Genomic DNA, 14,421 nt, shown 5'->3' with positions numbered 1-14,421 from the left:
CACGGATTTGCCTTCTGTAGGCCTTTCGCGCAAATCTACGGGTAAAGCGCGATCGCGGGAAATACGGAACGCGGCCGCGCCACCGGCAGTGGAGCAGGTCAGGAGGCGCAAGCGTGCCAGGCTGCGTATGATGTTGGCCGCAAATCCCCTGACTTCCACTGCGCATCGCCAGCGCCGGCTTGCGTCAATGGTTGTGTCCTGCCGCCGGCGTCGCCGATCATGACCTGAACAGGCGAGTGGTGAGGGATCGAATAGGTAGCAATTCTTTCGAGAAGGCATCCATGCTGCTCAGCCCCAGCATGGGTTCTTGCCTGGTTTCCACGCGATCGAGCAGCCCGCGCTTGGCACCTGCGGCTGCGGGGCGGGCTGGCCAGCCAGCACGGCATCCGCGGCGCGGCGCAGATCTTCGCCGGTAACGGGCAGCGTGTTGCGATACGGCTCGGTGCCAATCATGGGCGGGTGGCCCAGCTTCGGTCGGCTTGGATCGAATTGGCCGCAGTAGGCCAACTTCATCTCGCCATCGTAAAGAAAGAAATCGGGTGTGCAGATTGCGCCATAGGCCAGTGCCACATCCTGCTCGCTATCGTGGAGGTAAGGGAAGGGGAACCCTTTATTTTGCGCCAGTTCTTGCATCTTTTCCGGGCTGTCCTCGGGGAATTCCGTGGGGTCGTTGGCCGAAATTGCGACGATCTGCAGACCCTGGGGTATATATTCCCGGGCAAACTCCAAAAATCCATCAAGTAAATGCAGCACAAAGGGACAGTGATTGCAGATAAACGCGACAAGCAGGGCCTTGTCGTGGGTGAACTCAGCCAGCCTGCGGACTTCACCGGTGGTGTCTGTCAAGGCGAAGGGTCGAGGCGCGGTGCCGTAATCGATCTGTCGGGAAAGTTTCAGCATACAGGCAATGTTCCTCAAAATAGAACCGGTATTCTGATAATGTTAGCGATAGGTGTCAATTGGAGAGAACGGCACTGTCAGAACGATGGTATCTCTGCCAGAAGCCGCGGTGCAGGGTAGGGGAATGCCCCGAGCCAAGAAACCTGCCAGCCCGTTCCCGGCGAGATGATGAACCGCTGGCGTGCCCTCGATCACGAAGGTGAGGTATTTGAAAGCTACGTAACGAAGACCAGGTCGCTTTACGATTGTCCGCTTTCGATCTCTGTCGACGGATAGCTGCCGAGCGAACTACACGAAACGATGGCCCGCCAAGGTGTTGATCCATTGCTCTTGAACGCGTGGCTATCGGCTCGCTCGATCGCACGCGGATTGCCGATGCCGGTCCCGGAATACGGGGGCTTTCGTATTGATACAAACTCGAATGGCGAAATCGCGCGCTGGGTTTTTCCGAAACCTGAGCCCGGTTTGCAAACGCTTCGTCGGATCATCAACGAGCCAGGCTATCTTATGAAGCTTTGCGGTTCAGCCGACGAATTAGACACGTTGCTACCGGTGCGATGGACGGACGCCTCACTCCCCTGGCTACTTCATGCACGCGCCGGTCGAGCCACGCGCGAGCAGGCTGATGTTTTCATCTGCGATCGCATCGTAACGCAACCTGGGCATGGTAGGAAAGGTCTGGCCCAAGTTCTGATGGCAGAGCTTTCTGCAGCGCGGCAGGTTGACGACAAGCCGCAGGTGCTCGTTGCAACAAAACCCGGCCGAGTTCTTTATACTGCATTGGGGCGGGAGACGGTTTCGCCCTATTCTACAGCGTCAATCACCAGACCCTAAGTTCGCTGTTTGCGTTCACTGGATCGCCGTCGACCTTCGACGATGGGGGCGTTTGCTGACCGGCCATTTTTGGAACCGTGTGTGTGCTGGGGATGGCGGCGTCAGGCATTCTGCTCACGGCCCATCCATGCTCTGACCGCAATTGTGAGCAATACAAGCCAAGGCGCGTATAAGGTTGATATTGTAGATAGATCGAGCGGCGGCAGGTAAAGCTTGCCAGCAAGGCCAAACCCGACCAGCCAAATTAGACCTGACAGTGCTAGCCAGATTGACAAACCAATGCTGAATACGGTGGCCTTCATATGTCCATGATGATGTTAGTCGCCAGCCTTCGCAAATAGGGTCGTATCCTGAATGGCAGCTTCCCGCATAAGCCTCCACGAAAGCTGCCGGTCTGCAAGCATCCCACAAAGGGCCTTCCGTTGGGAATAGCCCCTGCATAGGCCATCGTTTTGCAAACCGCTCAGTTGCAGCATTATTTCGATTCCGAGGTGCTCGTTGCATCCAGAATCACGCGAACGGTTTCCTCTGGCCGATCCCACATCGGAAAGTGTCCGCTATGCTCGAACCAGTGCAGCGTCGCTTCAGGGAAGGCTTTGATCGCGCGATCCGCCTGCTGCGGTAGACACAGCCGATCCTTGCGTCCCCATCCGATGACAACGGGCGCAGCCGTGTCCGCAGGGCCATCCTGCATTGCGCCGTTGGCGAGATCCTTCACAAGCGAATTGACGGTGCGCGTATCAGCCAATGACTTCAGTTCACGCGCAACGAATGCCGGATCGAGCGCCCACGGCCTTGCAGAGAGCTGGGCCATGAGCGCGGTCCGGCCTGCGACATTTCCGGTGATGGCAGAAAGCGCCGGTCGCAGCGCGCGAACCAAGGCAATCGATGGCGTTATGGTGGCTCTGAAAAACGTCCGCTCCCACCCTTGCCAGAAGCCGCCCGGATCCAGTGCGACAACCGCGCCCGCCTGGCCACGCCGCGCCATCTCGAGCACAAGGCGAGCACCCAGCGAGCTGCCAACCATATCGATACCTGTGAGGTTCTCCGCGCCGAGCCAGTCGTGCAAACTGCGCGCCAGCCCGTCAAACGTGCCGCTGTCGGCCTCTTCGGGTGTCTGCCCGTGGCCGGGCAGGTCCACGGCGATGACCTCCCTCACTTGAGAAAGCGCAGGCGAGATCGTGTCCCACGAGCCGCAGGTTGCCCCCAATCCGTGGACAAGGAGAAGGGGTTTTCCGCGCCCCGTGCGCGTGTGGTGCATGGTCATGTGCTCGTAACGCCTCACACCGACTTATGGGGCCGCGGATGTCTATATTTCGCAATTTGAGGCCAACAATGGACGGTCCGCTCGTGGCCCCAGTTTTTGATGTTAGGTTGCGAATACTGCGATGGCAGGTTTCGAGAAAAAGAATTGTCGAAAAAACGGGAGAGAATGGGGTGGGAAGCTGATAGTGAAAAGGCTAGCTTAAGCGGCATGAGAAGGGCGTGCTTCGTAATTCTGTTTTCGCTTGGTGTGATCACATCGCCAGCCACAGCGTCCGAGCTCGAAAGGCCGGCCAGATTCTGCGGCTATTCACCGATCATTGACGTGAGGCCCGGCGAAAAGATCACCACACTCCAAGGTGGCATCCACGGTGGTAGTTTCCGGTGGGACGGTGATTTTGGTTCGATTGTTGTTCGGGGGATCGGTTGGGCGAGTCGTCCTAATGGACGACTTGTGATGCAGCCAGCTGAAGGCCGCCCAGGCCAGTTTGCTCAACAAAGAAAAGACGGCAAATACGTCATCGCAATCTGGAACGGTCGGCAGGGAACTGCCTATTTCGAATCCTCCACTCGTTTCACTGTAGAACAACGAGCAGCAATAGAACGGGTGCGCTTGTTTCAAGAAGGCGAGGAACCTTCGGACTGCGATCTGCGAACGGTGTTTGTCTGGTCGACTGACCAGTAGCCGCCGACTTTAGCTAATGTCCGCAATTAGAGTCGTTTGACGAATAGCCGCTTTTTTTCGATCTGCGTCAAAAGCCGTCCATCCCCTGCTGGCCCGTTCGAACCCAGCCTCGAACGGCGATAAGTGGGCGGGTGGTTTGCCGACTGTCGACTTCTGGCTCGGGATAAGGGGAAAAGCGGCCATCTTCTGCGGGACCACCTTTGCTAAAAATGATCGAATTTCGGGAAAGGGGGCGTCAGCCCACGGCGATCTCGAACGTCGGCGCGTATGTAATCGGAAAGTTTACTGAGCGGGCAATGAAGCAGTAGCGGTGAACCTCGTGGTGGATCGTCTTTGCTTGTGAAATGTCAGTGCCATCGGCAACGACGATCGTCGGCCGCAAGGTGGCCCGGAGGAATTGGCCGGATCCATCCGCGTGGATCTCACCGACGCCAAGCGGATCATCGGTGTAGCGATGGACCACGATCTTGGACGTGCTGGCGAGGTGGAGATACCAGAGCATATGACAGCTCGACAACGAGGCCAGAAGAAGATCTTCCGGATTTGGCAGAGTCGGATCGCCACCCAGAAGCGGATCGTTTGAGCAATTGATAGTTGGCTTGCCGGGCGTCACCAAGTCCCAGGTGCGATCGTAGCCGCGATAGGCCCGTGTGCCGTCTCCACGATTGCCGGTCCAATCGATGCGGCAGGTGTACTCGTGTTCCTTAGCCAACTCGCTTCACCCCCTTGTCGAACGGAAGTGCCCCCGCCGGGGCAATAGCACGGTCTTCGCGAATGGGAACTTTTGCGGTACGTTCGCCTGCGCTATCGCGCCGCCAATCGTCCGGTCCATCCTTTTCCCGGAATCTGTTCCCGAACGCCTTTCCCGAGATGGCTAGTTGAAAATTCTGAAACGGGAAAGATCGCGTTTACCGGATGGCCGGTTCCAGGCCGCCGTAATAACCTCTCGATCGACGGAGATGGGGTCGTGTCCGGAATGGCGGCTTTTCTATCGCCATGGGTCGTTGCGGTCATTCGGATGGAACAACGACACTGTTTGGACAGGGCGTAAAAATCAACAGCCCATCCTCGCCAACCAGCTCCACTTTGGCTCATAGGAGCGGAACACTATGTCATTGGCGCGTCCAGGGCGCTTGGGTTCGGTCAATGGTCATTTCGCCCCTGTAAGGCGCACATAGCGCCTTCGCCTCTTTGGGGTCACCTGCAAGCCAGCGCGTCCTGTCGCTTGGCGAAATCAGCACTGGCGAACGATCGTGGATGTCCTCTAGCGCGATGCAGGCATCGGTCATCACCATCGAATAGACCCGGCCCCATTCCGCGCTATCCCGCCATATGCCGGCGGCTGTAAAAATCGGTTGGTCGGGAAGGCTGAACCAGGTGCGCGTCTTGCTACCCTCGGCGCCTTCCGCTTCGGCAAAGGCATTGAGCGGTATCAGGCAACGGCGATTGACAAAGCTCGCCTTCCAGAACCCGCTGCCAAGCTTGTCGGTGCGCGTGTTATTTACAGGCTTTGGTTTCAAGGGCTGTCCCTGCTTGCCTTTAAGGGTCAAAGGAAAGCCCCATACCATGGAACGCAGGCTATCACCGTCGTAAACCAGGCCCGCTGTGCCGGGGTAGATCTCGCCGCTGACATTGCTTCCATGCGGAGCTGCGACGCCGAACATTTCGGCCACCTCTGTAACGGCGCTGGTCATGCGATACAGATTGCACATCAGCCCACGCTGGCCTGACCGCCGTCACCTGTCAAATCGAAGGCGTGTACGAAGTCGATCAATGCAGCGGTCATGCGCGCTCAGTGCAAGGTGGCCTACATCGGCGACCCTGTCGAACGAACCGACCGGCAAACGATGCCTGTCGCTTATGCCTGCTCCGCACTTTGCGCATACCAGTCCGCGTATATCGTGTTGCGTGCCATGCGGCGCGTCAGATCGGGCGCGCCGTCGGACCACCAGACTGGCCCCCGCTCACCCAGCGCGGTCTTGGCCGCATCGACCTGAGCACGCGCATCGGACACGTTCTCACTATCGCAACGCAATGCTTGTCCCACGGCACGGCGGGCATCCATCAGTCGGTCGACGAGTTCCTGCCGCCGCGCGTCCGACAGCCGCGGATCGGACCGTCGCCATAACCGCCCCCGCACGACGATATAGCGTCCGTCCGGCGTGACGAGGGGATCGGCTTTCACCAAAAGCGACTGCCCGGAACGCCCTTGAACGGGCCGGCCACGGATGAGGTGATCCAGCCTCCATAGAAATCGCCCGGTTGCGGGGTTGCCCGTTCACCATCGACATAACAGGCATCCATCGCTCCGGGATAGAAAGCCACATGGTCGCGCAGGATCTCGAACGATGCCGTCGGGTCAGGGTAAGACCAGGCCGCGCTCTCGCGCCGCTCTGCGCCCGCGATGACATCGAAATATCGGGCGATGCCTTTCCATTCGCAGAAGCTCGTGCCGCCGATTTCTTCGAGCACGCCGAGTTCGATGCTATCGGGCGGGAGATAGTACGTGGGCGGGTGGCTTGTTTCGAGTGTGCGAATTGCGCGTCTGGTATCGGCGATGATCTGGCCGCCGAGCACGATCTGAATATGGGCGGCGGCGGGTTCGGCGATGGCAGGGCGGGGATAGCTCCAGACGCTCTCCTGACCTGGGCCGACGGGATCGGGTGTTACAGGCTTCATAGGGCATCAACGCTTTCACGCCGAAATGGTGTCACCGCGGTTTCAGCATAGACCGTTTTATAGACAGGGGCTGTCAGAATCATGGTCGGTGCAGGGTAGGGGAAGGGAATGCCCTGAGCCAGGAAACCGGCAAACCCTTTCCGGTATGTTCATTCTTCGCCGGAGGTGATCCGGCGGGTGGCGATGCTGGACGTTCGTTTCCCGCTGTCTTTGCGGGTCGTCGAAGATCTTCTGTCGGAACGTGGCATTGATATCTGCCACGAGACGGTGCGGCTCTGGTGGAACAGGTTTGGTCCGATGTTCGCAGCGGACATTCGCCGCTAGCGGATCGCCGAATGCGGGGTTTTCGTCATCGGCACTGGCACTTCGACGAGATGTACGTCCGCATAAATGGCGAGATGACGTACGTCTGGCGTGCCGTCGATCGCGAGGGTGAAGTTATTGAAAGCTATGTTACCAAGACCAGGGACAAAGCCGCCGCTCTGCATTTCATGAGGAATGCACTGAAGCGCCACGGCTCTCCACACGTTATGACGACGGATGGTCAGCACTCCTACAAGGCTGCGATGACCGAGGGCGGATACTGTGGTAGTCCTGATCGGGCCCAAGGACATCGCTTGGCCCGGCACGCCCTTGCGGTCCGACGAGCCGCTGGTGAGGCTCGACGCATTGCAGGATGGGGTGCGCTGCCTGATCGCACTGCCGGAGCTTGGCGCCGCCCGCATGATCCTCTCCACGATTGCCCCCTTTTTGGCGATGCGCTGCCCGGCACGCCGATGGATGGCGATTACTGGACGCCCGAAAAGGACGCGCCGCGCCCGGCGTTCAACGACTGGCTCCACGCCCATCACGGATTGGCCACCCTGTTCGATCTCGATCGCCTGCTCGCCCATCCGCTTCCGACAGCGGCGACCGGCTTCCGGGCGCGCGGGGCAACCATGCGATTGCCGATGCGTTGGTGACACTCATCCACTCAGGAGACAGATATTGAAACTCGACCTATCCGGCCGTTCGGCCCTCGTCACCGGTTCCACCGCCGGGATCGGCTTCGCAGCCGCCAGAGCGCTCGCCGATTGCGGCGCGCGCGTGTTCGTCAACGGGCGCGATGAAGGCCGCACCGCCGAGGCTGCCGGGCGAATAGCGGCGGGCGCGCAGCCCGTGGCCGGCGATGTCGGCACGGCGGAGGGGTGCAAGGCGATCCACGCCGCCACCGGACCGGTCGACATCCTCATCAACAATGCCGGGATTTTCGAGTAGGCCGATTTCTTCGATACCGACGACGAGACATGGGATCGCCACTGGCAGATCAACGTGATGAGCGCGGTGCGGCTGTCGCGCGCCTATGCCCCGGCGATGGTCGACAAGGGCTGGGGCCGGATCGTGATGCTGGGCTCCGAAAGCGCGTTCAACATCCCGGCCGACATGATCCATTATGGCGTGAGCAAGACCGCCGACGTCGCCTTTGCGCGCGGCCTCGCGAAGCGGCTGGCAGGGACCGGGGTGACGGTCAACTCGGTCCTGCCCGGCCCGACGCTGTCCGAAGGTCTGGAAGACATGCTCGCCGACCAGGCCGCGCAAAGCGACAAGCCTTTGAAAGAGGTCGCCGCCGACTTCGTGATGGAGAACCGCCCGACCTCTATCATCCAGCGGGCGGCGAGCGTGGAGGAGGTGGCCAGCATGATCGCCTATGTCGCATCGCCGCTGTCCAGCGCCACGACCGGCGCGTCCCTGCGCGTCGATGGCGGCGTGGTGGACAGCCTCTAACGCCGCACGCGCTCAGCCGGCGAGGATGGCCTGCGCCAGTTGCTGGGGATGCGTCAACGCGATCATGTGCGGCGCATCGGGAATGACGGTGACGTCGTCGGCGAGCCGTCGCATCAACTCGGGCGGGGTCGAGCGGTCGACCTCGCCCGCGATGATCGACACGGGCGGATCCAGCCGGTCGAGCCTCTCTTCCAGCGCAAGCGTCGCCAACACACGCCATGCCGCGGCCCATTCCGCGACCGATGACGCGCGCACGCAGTTTCGCGCGTAGCGGACCGGCCAGTCGTTGCGCGTGAGATCGGCTGTCCGAAACCAGCGCGTCAGGCTCGGGATGATCTGCGCTTCCAGCCCCTCGTTCTAGGCCGCCTGTGCGCGCTCCTCGAAGGCGGGGAACGACCATGCCGTCGCCGCGATCACAGTCAGGCCGCGGACCAGATCCGGCCGTTGCAGGCCCAGTTCGAGCGCGATCGAACCGCCCAGCGACAGGCCGGTGACATGCGCCCGCGCGATGCCGAGCCGTTCGAGCAGGTCCGCGACATCCGCCGCGTAATGCGCCAGATCGGCGACATGCGGCGCGCCTGCCGCTGCGCCGAAGCCCCTGAGGTCGATGGCGATGACGCGGTGGCGCGCGGTGAGATGGGGAATGACGTCAGACCACATGCGCCAGTCCAGCCCCAATGCATGGAGCAGCACCATCGGCGGTTTCTCGCCGCCGCTGTCGAACAGTGCGGTCGTGTGGTCACGCAGCGCCAAGGGGCGCGCGGTGAGCAGGGTTTCCCCGCGTTCGGCGGCGACCTCTTCGACGATGCGCGCCATCGTCAGCGCGCGCGGATAGCCGGCATAGACCGAAACGTGCTCTGCGCTGGCCATGACTTCGCCGGGCGACAGGCCGCAATCGAGGGCGAAGCCGATATGCGTGCGCAGCTGCGCTTCGCACCCACCCAGCGCGCCGAGCATGGCGATCGTCTCCAGCTCCCGTTCACCAACACCCAGCGCGGCATCTGCGATGACCGACCCGAGCGCATGGGTGACCAGATTGTCCGCCAGTCGCCGGGAGCGGGCGGCGGTGGCGGACAGGATTTCCTCCATCGCGCCGCCCGTGACCCGGCGCATCGCCAGCGCGCCGATCCGGACCGACTGGTCGGTGGCGGCGAACGGGCTCATGCGTTCACACCCTTCATCCCTTCGGCGGTGTAGCGCTCGCCCACGAAGGTGCCGGGGGCATAGGCGTTATCGAGCCGGTCGATCTCGTCGGCGGACAGGGTCAGGCTGGCTGCGGCGATGTTCTGTTCGAGATAGGCCAGACGCTTGGTGCCGGGAATCGCGAACGCCCCCTTGGCCAGCACCCATGCCAGCGCGACCTGCGCCGGGGTTGTCTCGCGCCGGTCGGCAATGGCCGAAAGGGTTGCGAGGCGGGCCCTGTTCGCCGCCAGCGCGTCCTCGCCGAAGCGCGGCGCCTGCCGGCGGAAATCGTCTTCGGCGAGAGTTTCGCGGTCGATCGCGCCGGAAAGCAGGCCGCGGCCGAGCGGACTATAGGCGACGAAGGCCACACCCAGCTCGCGGCAGGTGGGCAGGACGTCGGCCTCCCTGTCGCGGGTGGTCAGCGAATATTCGCTTTGCACCGCGGCGACCGGATGGACCGCGTGGGCGCGCCGCAGGGTGTCGGCGGAAACCTCGCTCAGTCCGATGCGTGCGATCTTGCCCGCGGTGACCAGATCGGCGAGCACACCCATCGTCTCCTCGATGGCGCGACCGGCCTCGGCGCGGTGGACGTAATAAAGGTCGATCCGGTCGATGCCGAGCCGCGTCAGCGACGCATCGCAGGCCTGCCGAATATAGTCCGGGCTGTTGTCGATCGTCCGCGCATATTCGCCCGGCTGCTTGCGGATGCCGAACTTGGTCGCGACGAAGGCCTCTGCGCGCCCCTGCCTCAGGAAGCGCGCGAGCAGCTCTTCATTATGGCCATTGCCGTACACATCGGCGGTATCGAACATGCGAACGCCCAGCGCGTAGGCGCGGTCGAGCACCGCCAGCGACTGCGCGTCGTCGGTCTTGCCGTAGAATTCGGACATGCCCATGCAGCCCAGGCCAAGCTGGGGGAGTTGCGGACCGTCGGTGCCGAGGGGAAGCGGGGGGATCATGATGAAAGGCTCCTGTTTGGGTCTGGGCGCCATTCTAGGCTTTTCGCAGCGCTGCGAAATTGCATGCTTTTGCACGCCTCCCGTGCAAGAACGATCAGATGGACTGGGATGATCTCCGCATTCTCGCGGCGCTGGAGCGCGAGGGATCGCTGGCGGCCACCGCGCGGCGGCTCGGCGTGAACCACGCGACCGTCTCGCGCCGCATTGCCGCGCTGGAGGACGATCTGGGGCAGCAGCTGATCCGCCGTCTCGCGCGCTCGACGCCGCTGACCGAAAAAGGGCGGGAAGTCGCGGCCATCGCGCAGGAGATGGAACACAGCGCGCTGAAGGTCGCGCGGGCAGGCTACGCCGCGCACGGCACGCTGACCGGGACGGTGCGCCTCTCCGCGCCGCCCATTCTCGTGAGCGAGGTGATCATTCCGGCAATGGGCGCGATGCGCTCGGCCCATCCCGACCTGCGGATCGTGCTCTCGGGCAACTCGCATATTGCCTCGCTCGATCGTGGGCAGGCGGACCTGGCCGTGCGAATGGTCGAACCCCAGGGGCAGCAGAACATCGTGCGGCGGATCGGGCAGGTCGATTTCGCCCTCTATGCAACCGCGCCGATCGCGAAGCAGCCGCCTGCGGAATGGCGCTTCATCGCCTTCGACGAAACGCTCGCGCATGTCGCTCAGCAGCGGTGGCTGGAGGAATATGCGGGCGACCGGCCGCTCGACCTTTGACGAGCGATTTCCCCTCGCAATTCGCCGCCGCGCGCGCCGGACTGGGGGTCGCTTTGCTGCCCTGCATCATGGGCGATGCCTGCCCGGACATCATGCGCGTGGCGCCGGAGCAGCCCGAAAAAAGGCCGGTCTGGTTGGTCATTCACGCGGACCTCCACAATGCACCCGCCGTGCGCGCCGTCTCCGATTTCCTGATCAACGTCTTTGGGAAGGGTTGCTGAGAACCGCGGACCTATTTCGACAGCAAACTCCTGTTCGCTGGTCGTAAAGACGCAAGCTTGCTCAATGTTTCCTATCAAAACCGGACAGTCGGCTCCCGGCCCAAAAGCCGTCGGATTGCCCTCAGGCGGCCTTTTCCAGAGCTGCTTGGGCTGATGGATTTGTCTCGTCTCTACATACCTGGTTGCGCCCTTTCTTCTTGGCGCAATAAAGTGCCTTGTCCGCCTGTTCGAAGGCAGTCGTCATATCTTTTCCGGCCCCGAAACTCGCGACGCCGAAACTCGCGCTGAATGCTGCTTGTTCGCCAGTCGCAGGGTGACGGAATTGGTGGAACTCCAATCGGATTGCTTCGGCGATCAGAGCGGCTTCCTCCTGTGGCGTATCGACGAGAAGAAGGGCAAATTCCTCCCCTCCCAAACGGCCCGCATAGTCGCCGTAAAGCGTGAATATCGATGCAACGGTTCGGATGACATCATCTCCGACCTGGTGACCATAGGCATCGTTGACGCCCTTGAAACGGTCGATGTCGCACATGATGACCGAGCCCGTCCGGCCCTCGACCTGTTTAGCGACCTCATCGAACATTCGGCGATTGAAGAGGCCGGTCAGATCGTCGTGCTCTGCCTGATGCTTGTGTAGCGCGATGACGTTTGCGACGATTTTCGCGACCAGCAGAATGGCCAGACCCGCGGTCAGCAGGCTGAGCGCATCGATGAAAATGCTTTCGAAGATGTCGACGTTCATCACCTGTATCGGGGTCGGTTCGCCGAGCAGAAGGGGAAACATTGGAGCGCGGATCGCAACGCCGATCATCGAACAGATACAGAGAAGCAACAAGGCGTTATCGATTAGGTTTCGGTCGCGCTGGCGCATCTGGATCCGGATTGCCTCGTAAAAAATGTAAACGCTAGCAGACTGGAAAGGAATGCATTGATAGAAAATGGGCGCGCCCGCTGGGATCATCACCAGAGACAGCCCTATGAGGTAAGCAAATATCCTGAGCTGCCTGCCGTTCGCGATTTCGAGCTTGAGGCTTTGCCGGATGGCATTGCCCCCAAAAAGATAGGCCAAGGGAACCAGCAAGCTCATGGCGGCGACCCCAAGGTCGGAGTGAGCCGCATAGCGGAAGACGAGCGTTTCCAAGCCGACGCAAGCAAGCGTCGCAGCAAGCCAGGCCAACGCCGAGCCAGCTTTCAAGGCGATGTGAATAGCGAGGCAGATGGCGGCAAGCGCGCTGAGTAGACCGAACACGACGAGGTGGAGGTCCACCAGAATTTGCATGAATGCCCCCAAAATTCGACTAGGATTGTCGTCTAGCCGAAAAGCTTAAAGGCAATGTTACTGTCAATCAAATCGCGAGCGGATCCGGCTGCGGTGAGGATGCTTCTGGATTACTTCATGACCGGAGAAGCTGTGACGACAGCTTTCGTTGGATCGAGACCGAAAGCTGCCTGTCATAACCGCAACCGGGCCGGGATTTGCCGTAGTGGGGACGCCTTACTGTGGCTTCCGCGTTCTCGTTTGCCCGGCCAAGCGGCACAGCACTGTCAGAAGGATGGTAGCTCTGGCAAAAATCTCGGTGCGGGGAGGGGAAGCGGATGCCCCGCGCCAAGAGACCCGGTCCTCCTGGCCGTGCCGCCACATCTGCCATCCCCGCACCTCGCCGTCGACGGGATCAATCTCCCCAACGGCTTTCGTGATCATCAGGGCCGTTGAAAAATGGCCAGGGCGTGAAACGGTTAGGCCCCAGAATATCTGGCCTTGGCAATGTGACATCGCCCGATGCCGCCCATTCCACGCCACGTGCCAGAAGGACCAGATAGTCCAACCGCCGAAACGTGTCGACGTCATGGCCGGGCATGATCGTAAATGCACGACCGCGACCATACTCGTTGATCCAGGCAACGGGCTGCGGTTTGCCAATGTTGGGGAGCTGCGTAATGTCGCCCTGCGGGACAGGAACAGTCGCCTTGTTCGGCCAGTCTGCGCGCCGATACCATTCGATGTCATCGTTCACGGTCATGAGCACCTTCGCCCCCGGGAACACGCGCGCGCCCACCAGGAAGTCGTCACCGGTGAAGAATATCTCCGGCAGGAGGCCCTCGGTGATCGGATGGGCCGTTGTGTCGACCTGTCCGATGAAATCAAGTGTCGGCGCCCTGCGCAAACCATCATCAGCACTCACGCTACCGCCACGGATCTTGTTGTATTCATCCGGCCAACCCCAGTCCTCTTCCTGAACCGAGGAACTGTGAAACCAGACGATACCTTTGCCCTTGTCTTTCACGAACTGGATAAGCGCCTGATCCACCCGCGGACCTACGCCTTCGGCAGGCTCCACATAGTTATCGCGCCCTTCCCGGGAGATAATAACCGCATCGTATCCTTCGAGCATTTCGGTTCCGATAGCATCGAAATCCTCGATAACTCTTACCCGGAAACGTCCGGTGTCCTCCAGGACCGTTGTCAGGAGATTGCTGTGAAAACGGAAAGTGCGATTTTCGTTGTCGTGTTCTTGGCTAACCCGGCCCGCGGCAATCAGAATGTTGAGCTTGCGTGCCTTGGTCGGCGCGGGTTCTTCCTGAATTGACGCCATAGCTTCGACAGAGGAACCCTGATCGGGTGCAGGCTGCGCATCCGCTTCTCCATAGAACGGCAGAGAACACGCAAGTGCAGTTATCCCAAGCATAAGTCGAAAATGCATATCAGCCTCTCCAAAACACCCAAAAACGATTTTTTATTGGAACCGTGGTTCGTTCAAAAAGACGACAAACCAACGCATGCCGGCGATCGGCGGATAGCCGCAGTATCCGCGATACCTCGGAAATATTCGGCAAGGTATCGCGGCAAGTGGGCGCTTGGCTCGAAGTCTTTCTGCCGAAAGGCTATCAGTCAGTCCGTAGTGGAACAAGTATTTTCATTCCATTCTTTCACAGCGGATGGCGGAGCGGTCTCCCGAGGGGGCGTGGACAACTTGAGCCAGTACCTGGCGGTGGCAAGATGGACCATTTCGAGGAAGCTGTTGCGAGTTGGTCGTAACGGGTAGCGATAGCGCGGTTGATCCGAGGTGGACGCCCGCAACACGCGTTTGGCGGCATGATTGGCCGGACCGCCGAGGCGGCGTGAGAGGTGGCATTGGTAGGCGCCGATGGGCTGTTCTGCGAAGATGTTTCTCGGCTTTTGAGGTGGCTCCTCGGATCTCAGGCGCGCCTAT

At 60.9% G+C, this 14,421-nt stretch carries 18 protein-coding genes and 1 pseudogene; 7 read left to right on the top strand and 12 right to left on the bottom strand.

All coding sequences use genetic code 11. From position 1 onward, the window contains the following. Positions 1-288: 288 nt before the first annotated feature. Complete coding sequence (locus JD971_RS00725) at positions 289-900, bottom strand: thioredoxin family protein (protein WP_202085257.1); 612 nt, start codon at positions 898-900, stop codon at positions 289-291. Positions 901-1,200: 300 nt separating this feature from the next. On the opposite strand from JD971_RS00725, the gene JD971_RS00720 reads away from it, so the two are divergent. Further along, positions 1,201-1,734 carry a GNAT family N-acetyltransferase gene (locus JD971_RS00720; protein ID WP_202085254.1) on the top strand — a complete coding sequence of 178 codons (534 nt, stop codon included), beginning with the start codon at positions 1,201-1,203 and terminating at the stop codon, positions 1,732-1,734. Between the two features lie 101 nt (positions 1,735-1,835). Here JD971_RS00720 and JD971_RS00715 read toward each other — a convergent pair whose 3' ends face one another. Both JD971_RS00715 and JD971_RS00710 read right to left on the bottom strand, forming a co-directional pair. Next, complete coding sequence (locus JD971_RS00715; protein ID WP_202085251.1) at positions 1,836-2,036, bottom strand: hypothetical protein; 201 nt, start codon at positions 2,034-2,036, stop codon at positions 1,836-1,838. A gap of 173 nt (positions 2,037-2,209) precedes the next feature. Further along, positions 2,210-3,001: an alpha/beta fold hydrolase gene (locus JD971_RS00710; protein WP_202085249.1), complete on the bottom strand. Its 792-nt coding sequence runs from the start codon at positions 2,999-3,001 to the stop codon at positions 2,210-2,212. Positions 3,002-3,166: 165 nt separating this feature from the next. Between JD971_RS00710 and JD971_RS00705 the strand changes: the two genes are divergently transcribed. Beyond that, entirely contained in the window at positions 3,167-3,682 is a 516-nt protein-coding gene (locus JD971_RS00705) for a hypothetical protein (protein WP_236672193.1), read from the top strand. 235 nt (positions 3,683-3,917) lie between these two features. Here the strand turns inward: JD971_RS00705 and JD971_RS00700 are convergent, their stop codons facing one another. The 4 genes from JD971_RS00700 to JD971_RS00685 form a co-directional block, all read right to left on the bottom strand. Then, positions 3,918-4,394 carry an OsmC family protein gene (locus tag JD971_RS00700; RefSeq protein ID WP_202085247.1) on the bottom strand — a complete coding sequence of 159 codons (477 nt, stop codon included), beginning with the start codon at positions 4,392-4,394 and terminating at the stop codon, positions 3,918-3,920. A 400-nt stretch (positions 4,395-4,794) separates the two neighbouring features. Continuing rightward, positions 4,795-5,394 (bottom strand): SOS response-associated peptidase, encoded by a 600-nt coding sequence (locus JD971_RS00695; RefSeq protein ID WP_202085244.1) that lies wholly within the window; start codon positions 5,392-5,394, stop codon positions 4,795-4,797. Between the two features lie 146 nt (positions 5,395-5,540). Then, on the bottom strand, positions 5,541-5,867 hold the full coding sequence (locus JD971_RS00690; protein WP_236672192.1) for a hypothetical protein: 327 nt from the start codon (positions 5,865-5,867) through the stop codon (positions 5,541-5,543). Further along, the gene (locus JD971_RS00685) at positions 5,864-6,259 is read right to left on the bottom strand and encodes a DUF427 domain-containing protein (RefSeq protein ID WP_371809682.1); all 396 of its coding nucleotides are present in this window, start codon (positions 6,257-6,259) and stop codon (positions 5,864-5,866) included. The genes JD971_RS00690 and JD971_RS00685 overlap by 4 nt, the downstream gene beginning before the upstream one ends. A 279-nt stretch (positions 6,260-6,538) precedes the next feature. On the opposite strand from JD971_RS00685, the gene JD971_RS00680 reads away from it, so the two are divergent. The 3 genes and pseudogenes from JD971_RS00680 to JD971_RS00670 all read left to right on the top strand — a co-directional run bounded on the left by JD971_RS00680 (position 6,539) and on the right by JD971_RS00670 (position 8,125). Then, positions 6,539-6,685 (top strand): IS6 family transposase, encoded by a 147-nt coding sequence (locus JD971_RS00680; protein WP_202085237.1) that lies wholly within the window; start codon positions 6,539-6,541, stop codon positions 6,683-6,685. Between the two features lie 11 nt (positions 6,686-6,696). Then, the gene (locus JD971_RS00675) at positions 6,697-7,323 is read left to right on the top strand and encodes a DDE-type integrase/transposase/recombinase (RefSeq protein ID WP_202085233.1); all 627 of its coding nucleotides are present in this window, start codon (positions 6,697-6,699) and stop codon (positions 7,321-7,323) included. 25 nt (positions 7,324-7,348) lie between these two features. Then, positions 7,349-8,125: pseudogene (locus JD971_RS00670) on the top strand (SDR family NAD(P)-dependent oxidoreductase). Between the two features lie 12 nt (positions 8,126-8,137). Here JD971_RS00670 and JD971_RS00665 read toward each other — a convergent pair. From JD971_RS00665 to JD971_RS00655, 3 genes are all read right to left on the bottom strand, one after another. Further along, positions 8,138-8,338 carry an alpha/beta fold hydrolase gene (locus JD971_RS00665; protein ID WP_202085230.1) on the bottom strand — a complete coding sequence of 67 codons (201 nt, stop codon included), beginning with the start codon at positions 8,336-8,338 and terminating at the stop codon, positions 8,138-8,140. 144 nt (positions 8,339-8,482) lie between these two features. Next, on the bottom strand, positions 8,483-9,289 hold the full coding sequence (locus JD971_RS00660) for an alpha/beta fold hydrolase (protein WP_202085227.1): 807 nt from the start codon (positions 9,287-9,289) through the stop codon (positions 8,483-8,485). Then, a complete protein-coding gene (locus JD971_RS00655) occupies positions 9,286-10,266 on the bottom strand; it encodes an aldo/keto reductase (protein WP_236672191.1) in 981 nt (326 codons plus the stop codon). Before JD971_RS00655 ends, JD971_RS00660 begins: the two co-directional genes overlap by 4 nt. A gap of 98 nt (positions 10,267-10,364) precedes the next feature. Here JD971_RS00655 and JD971_RS00650 point away from each other — a divergent pair, with 98 nt between their 5' ends. Further along, on the top strand, positions 10,365-10,988 hold the full coding sequence (locus JD971_RS00650; protein ID WP_202085222.1) for a LysR family transcriptional regulator: 624 nt from the start codon (positions 10,365-10,367) through the stop codon (positions 10,986-10,988). After that, positions 10,985-11,209, top strand: a complete 225-nt coding sequence (locus tag JD971_RS16750; protein ID WP_202085219.1) for a LysR substrate-binding domain-containing protein — start codon at positions 10,985-10,987, stop codon at positions 11,207-11,209. Before JD971_RS00650 ends, JD971_RS16750 begins: the two co-directional genes overlap by 4 nt. Positions 11,210-11,330: 121 nt before the next feature. Here the strand turns inward: JD971_RS16750 and JD971_RS00640 are convergent, their stop codons facing one another. Then, entirely contained in the window at positions 11,331-12,488 is a 1,158-nt protein-coding gene (locus JD971_RS00640) for a GGDEF domain-containing protein (protein WP_202085217.1), read from the bottom strand. A 394-nt stretch (positions 12,489-12,882) separates the two neighbouring features. Further along, positions 12,883-13,911 carry a ThuA domain-containing protein gene (locus JD971_RS00635; RefSeq protein WP_202085215.1) on the bottom strand — a complete coding sequence of 343 codons (1,029 nt, stop codon included), beginning with the start codon at positions 13,909-13,911 and terminating at the stop codon, positions 12,883-12,885. Positions 13,912-14,421 lie beyond the last annotated feature (510 nt).

The sequence above is a fragment of the Croceicoccus sp. YJ47 genome, assembly GCF_016745095.1.
In the GTDB taxonomy this organism is placed as follows: domain Bacteria; phylum Pseudomonadota; class Alphaproteobacteria; order Sphingomonadales; family Sphingomonadaceae; genus Croceicoccus.
The sequence above is the reverse complement of the archived record's forward strand: the minus strand, read 5'-3'. Positions and strand labels throughout refer to the sequence as shown.

What these genes read in the sequence shown, in the direction of transcription:
- JD971_RS00660 (WP_202085227.1), bottom strand. Translation starts at nt 9,289, where the DNA reads ATGAGCCCGTTCGCCGCCACCGACCAGTCGGTCCGGATCGGCGCGCTG.
- JD971_RS00720 (WP_202085254.1), top strand. Translation starts at nt 1,201, where the DNA reads ATGGCCCGCCAAGGTGTTGATCCATTGCTCTTGAACGCGTGGCTATCG.
- JD971_RS00655 (WP_236672191.1), bottom strand. Translation starts at nt 10,266, where the DNA reads ATGATCCCCCCGCTTCCCCTCGGCACCGACGGTCCGCAACTCCCCCAG.
- JD971_RS00640 (WP_202085217.1), bottom strand. Translation starts at nt 12,488, where the DNA reads ATGCAAATTCTGGTGGACCTCCACCTCGTCGTGTTCGGTCTACTCAGC.
- JD971_RS00675 (WP_202085233.1), top strand. Translation starts at nt 6,697, where the DNA reads ATGCGGGGTTTTCGTCATCGGCACTGGCACTTCGACGAGATGTACGTC.
- JD971_RS00695 (WP_202085244.1), bottom strand. Translation starts at nt 5,394, where the DNA reads ATGTGCAATCTGTATCGCATGACCAGCGCCGTTACAGAGGTGGCCGAA.
- JD971_RS00650 (WP_202085222.1), top strand. Translation starts at nt 10,365, where the DNA reads ATGGACTGGGATGATCTCCGCATTCTCGCGGCGCTGGAGCGCGAGGGA.
- JD971_RS00705 (WP_236672193.1), top strand. Translation starts at nt 3,167, where the DNA reads ATGGGGTGGGAAGCTGATAGTGAAAAGGCTAGCTTAAGCGGCATGAGA.
- JD971_RS00635 (WP_202085215.1), bottom strand. Translation starts at nt 13,911, where the DNA reads ATGCATTTTCGACTTATGCTTGGGATAACTGCACTTGCGTGTTCTCTG.
- JD971_RS00710 (WP_202085249.1), bottom strand. Translation starts at nt 3,001, where the DNA reads ATGACCATGCACCACACGCGCACGGGGCGCGGAAAACCCCTTCTCCTT.
- JD971_RS00715 (WP_202085251.1), bottom strand. Translation starts at nt 2,036, where the DNA reads ATGAAGGCCACCGTATTCAGCATTGGTTTGTCAATCTGGCTAGCACTG.
- JD971_RS00725 (WP_202085257.1), bottom strand. Translation starts at nt 900, where the DNA reads ATGCTGAAACTTTCCCGACAGATCGATTACGGCACCGCGCCTCGACCC.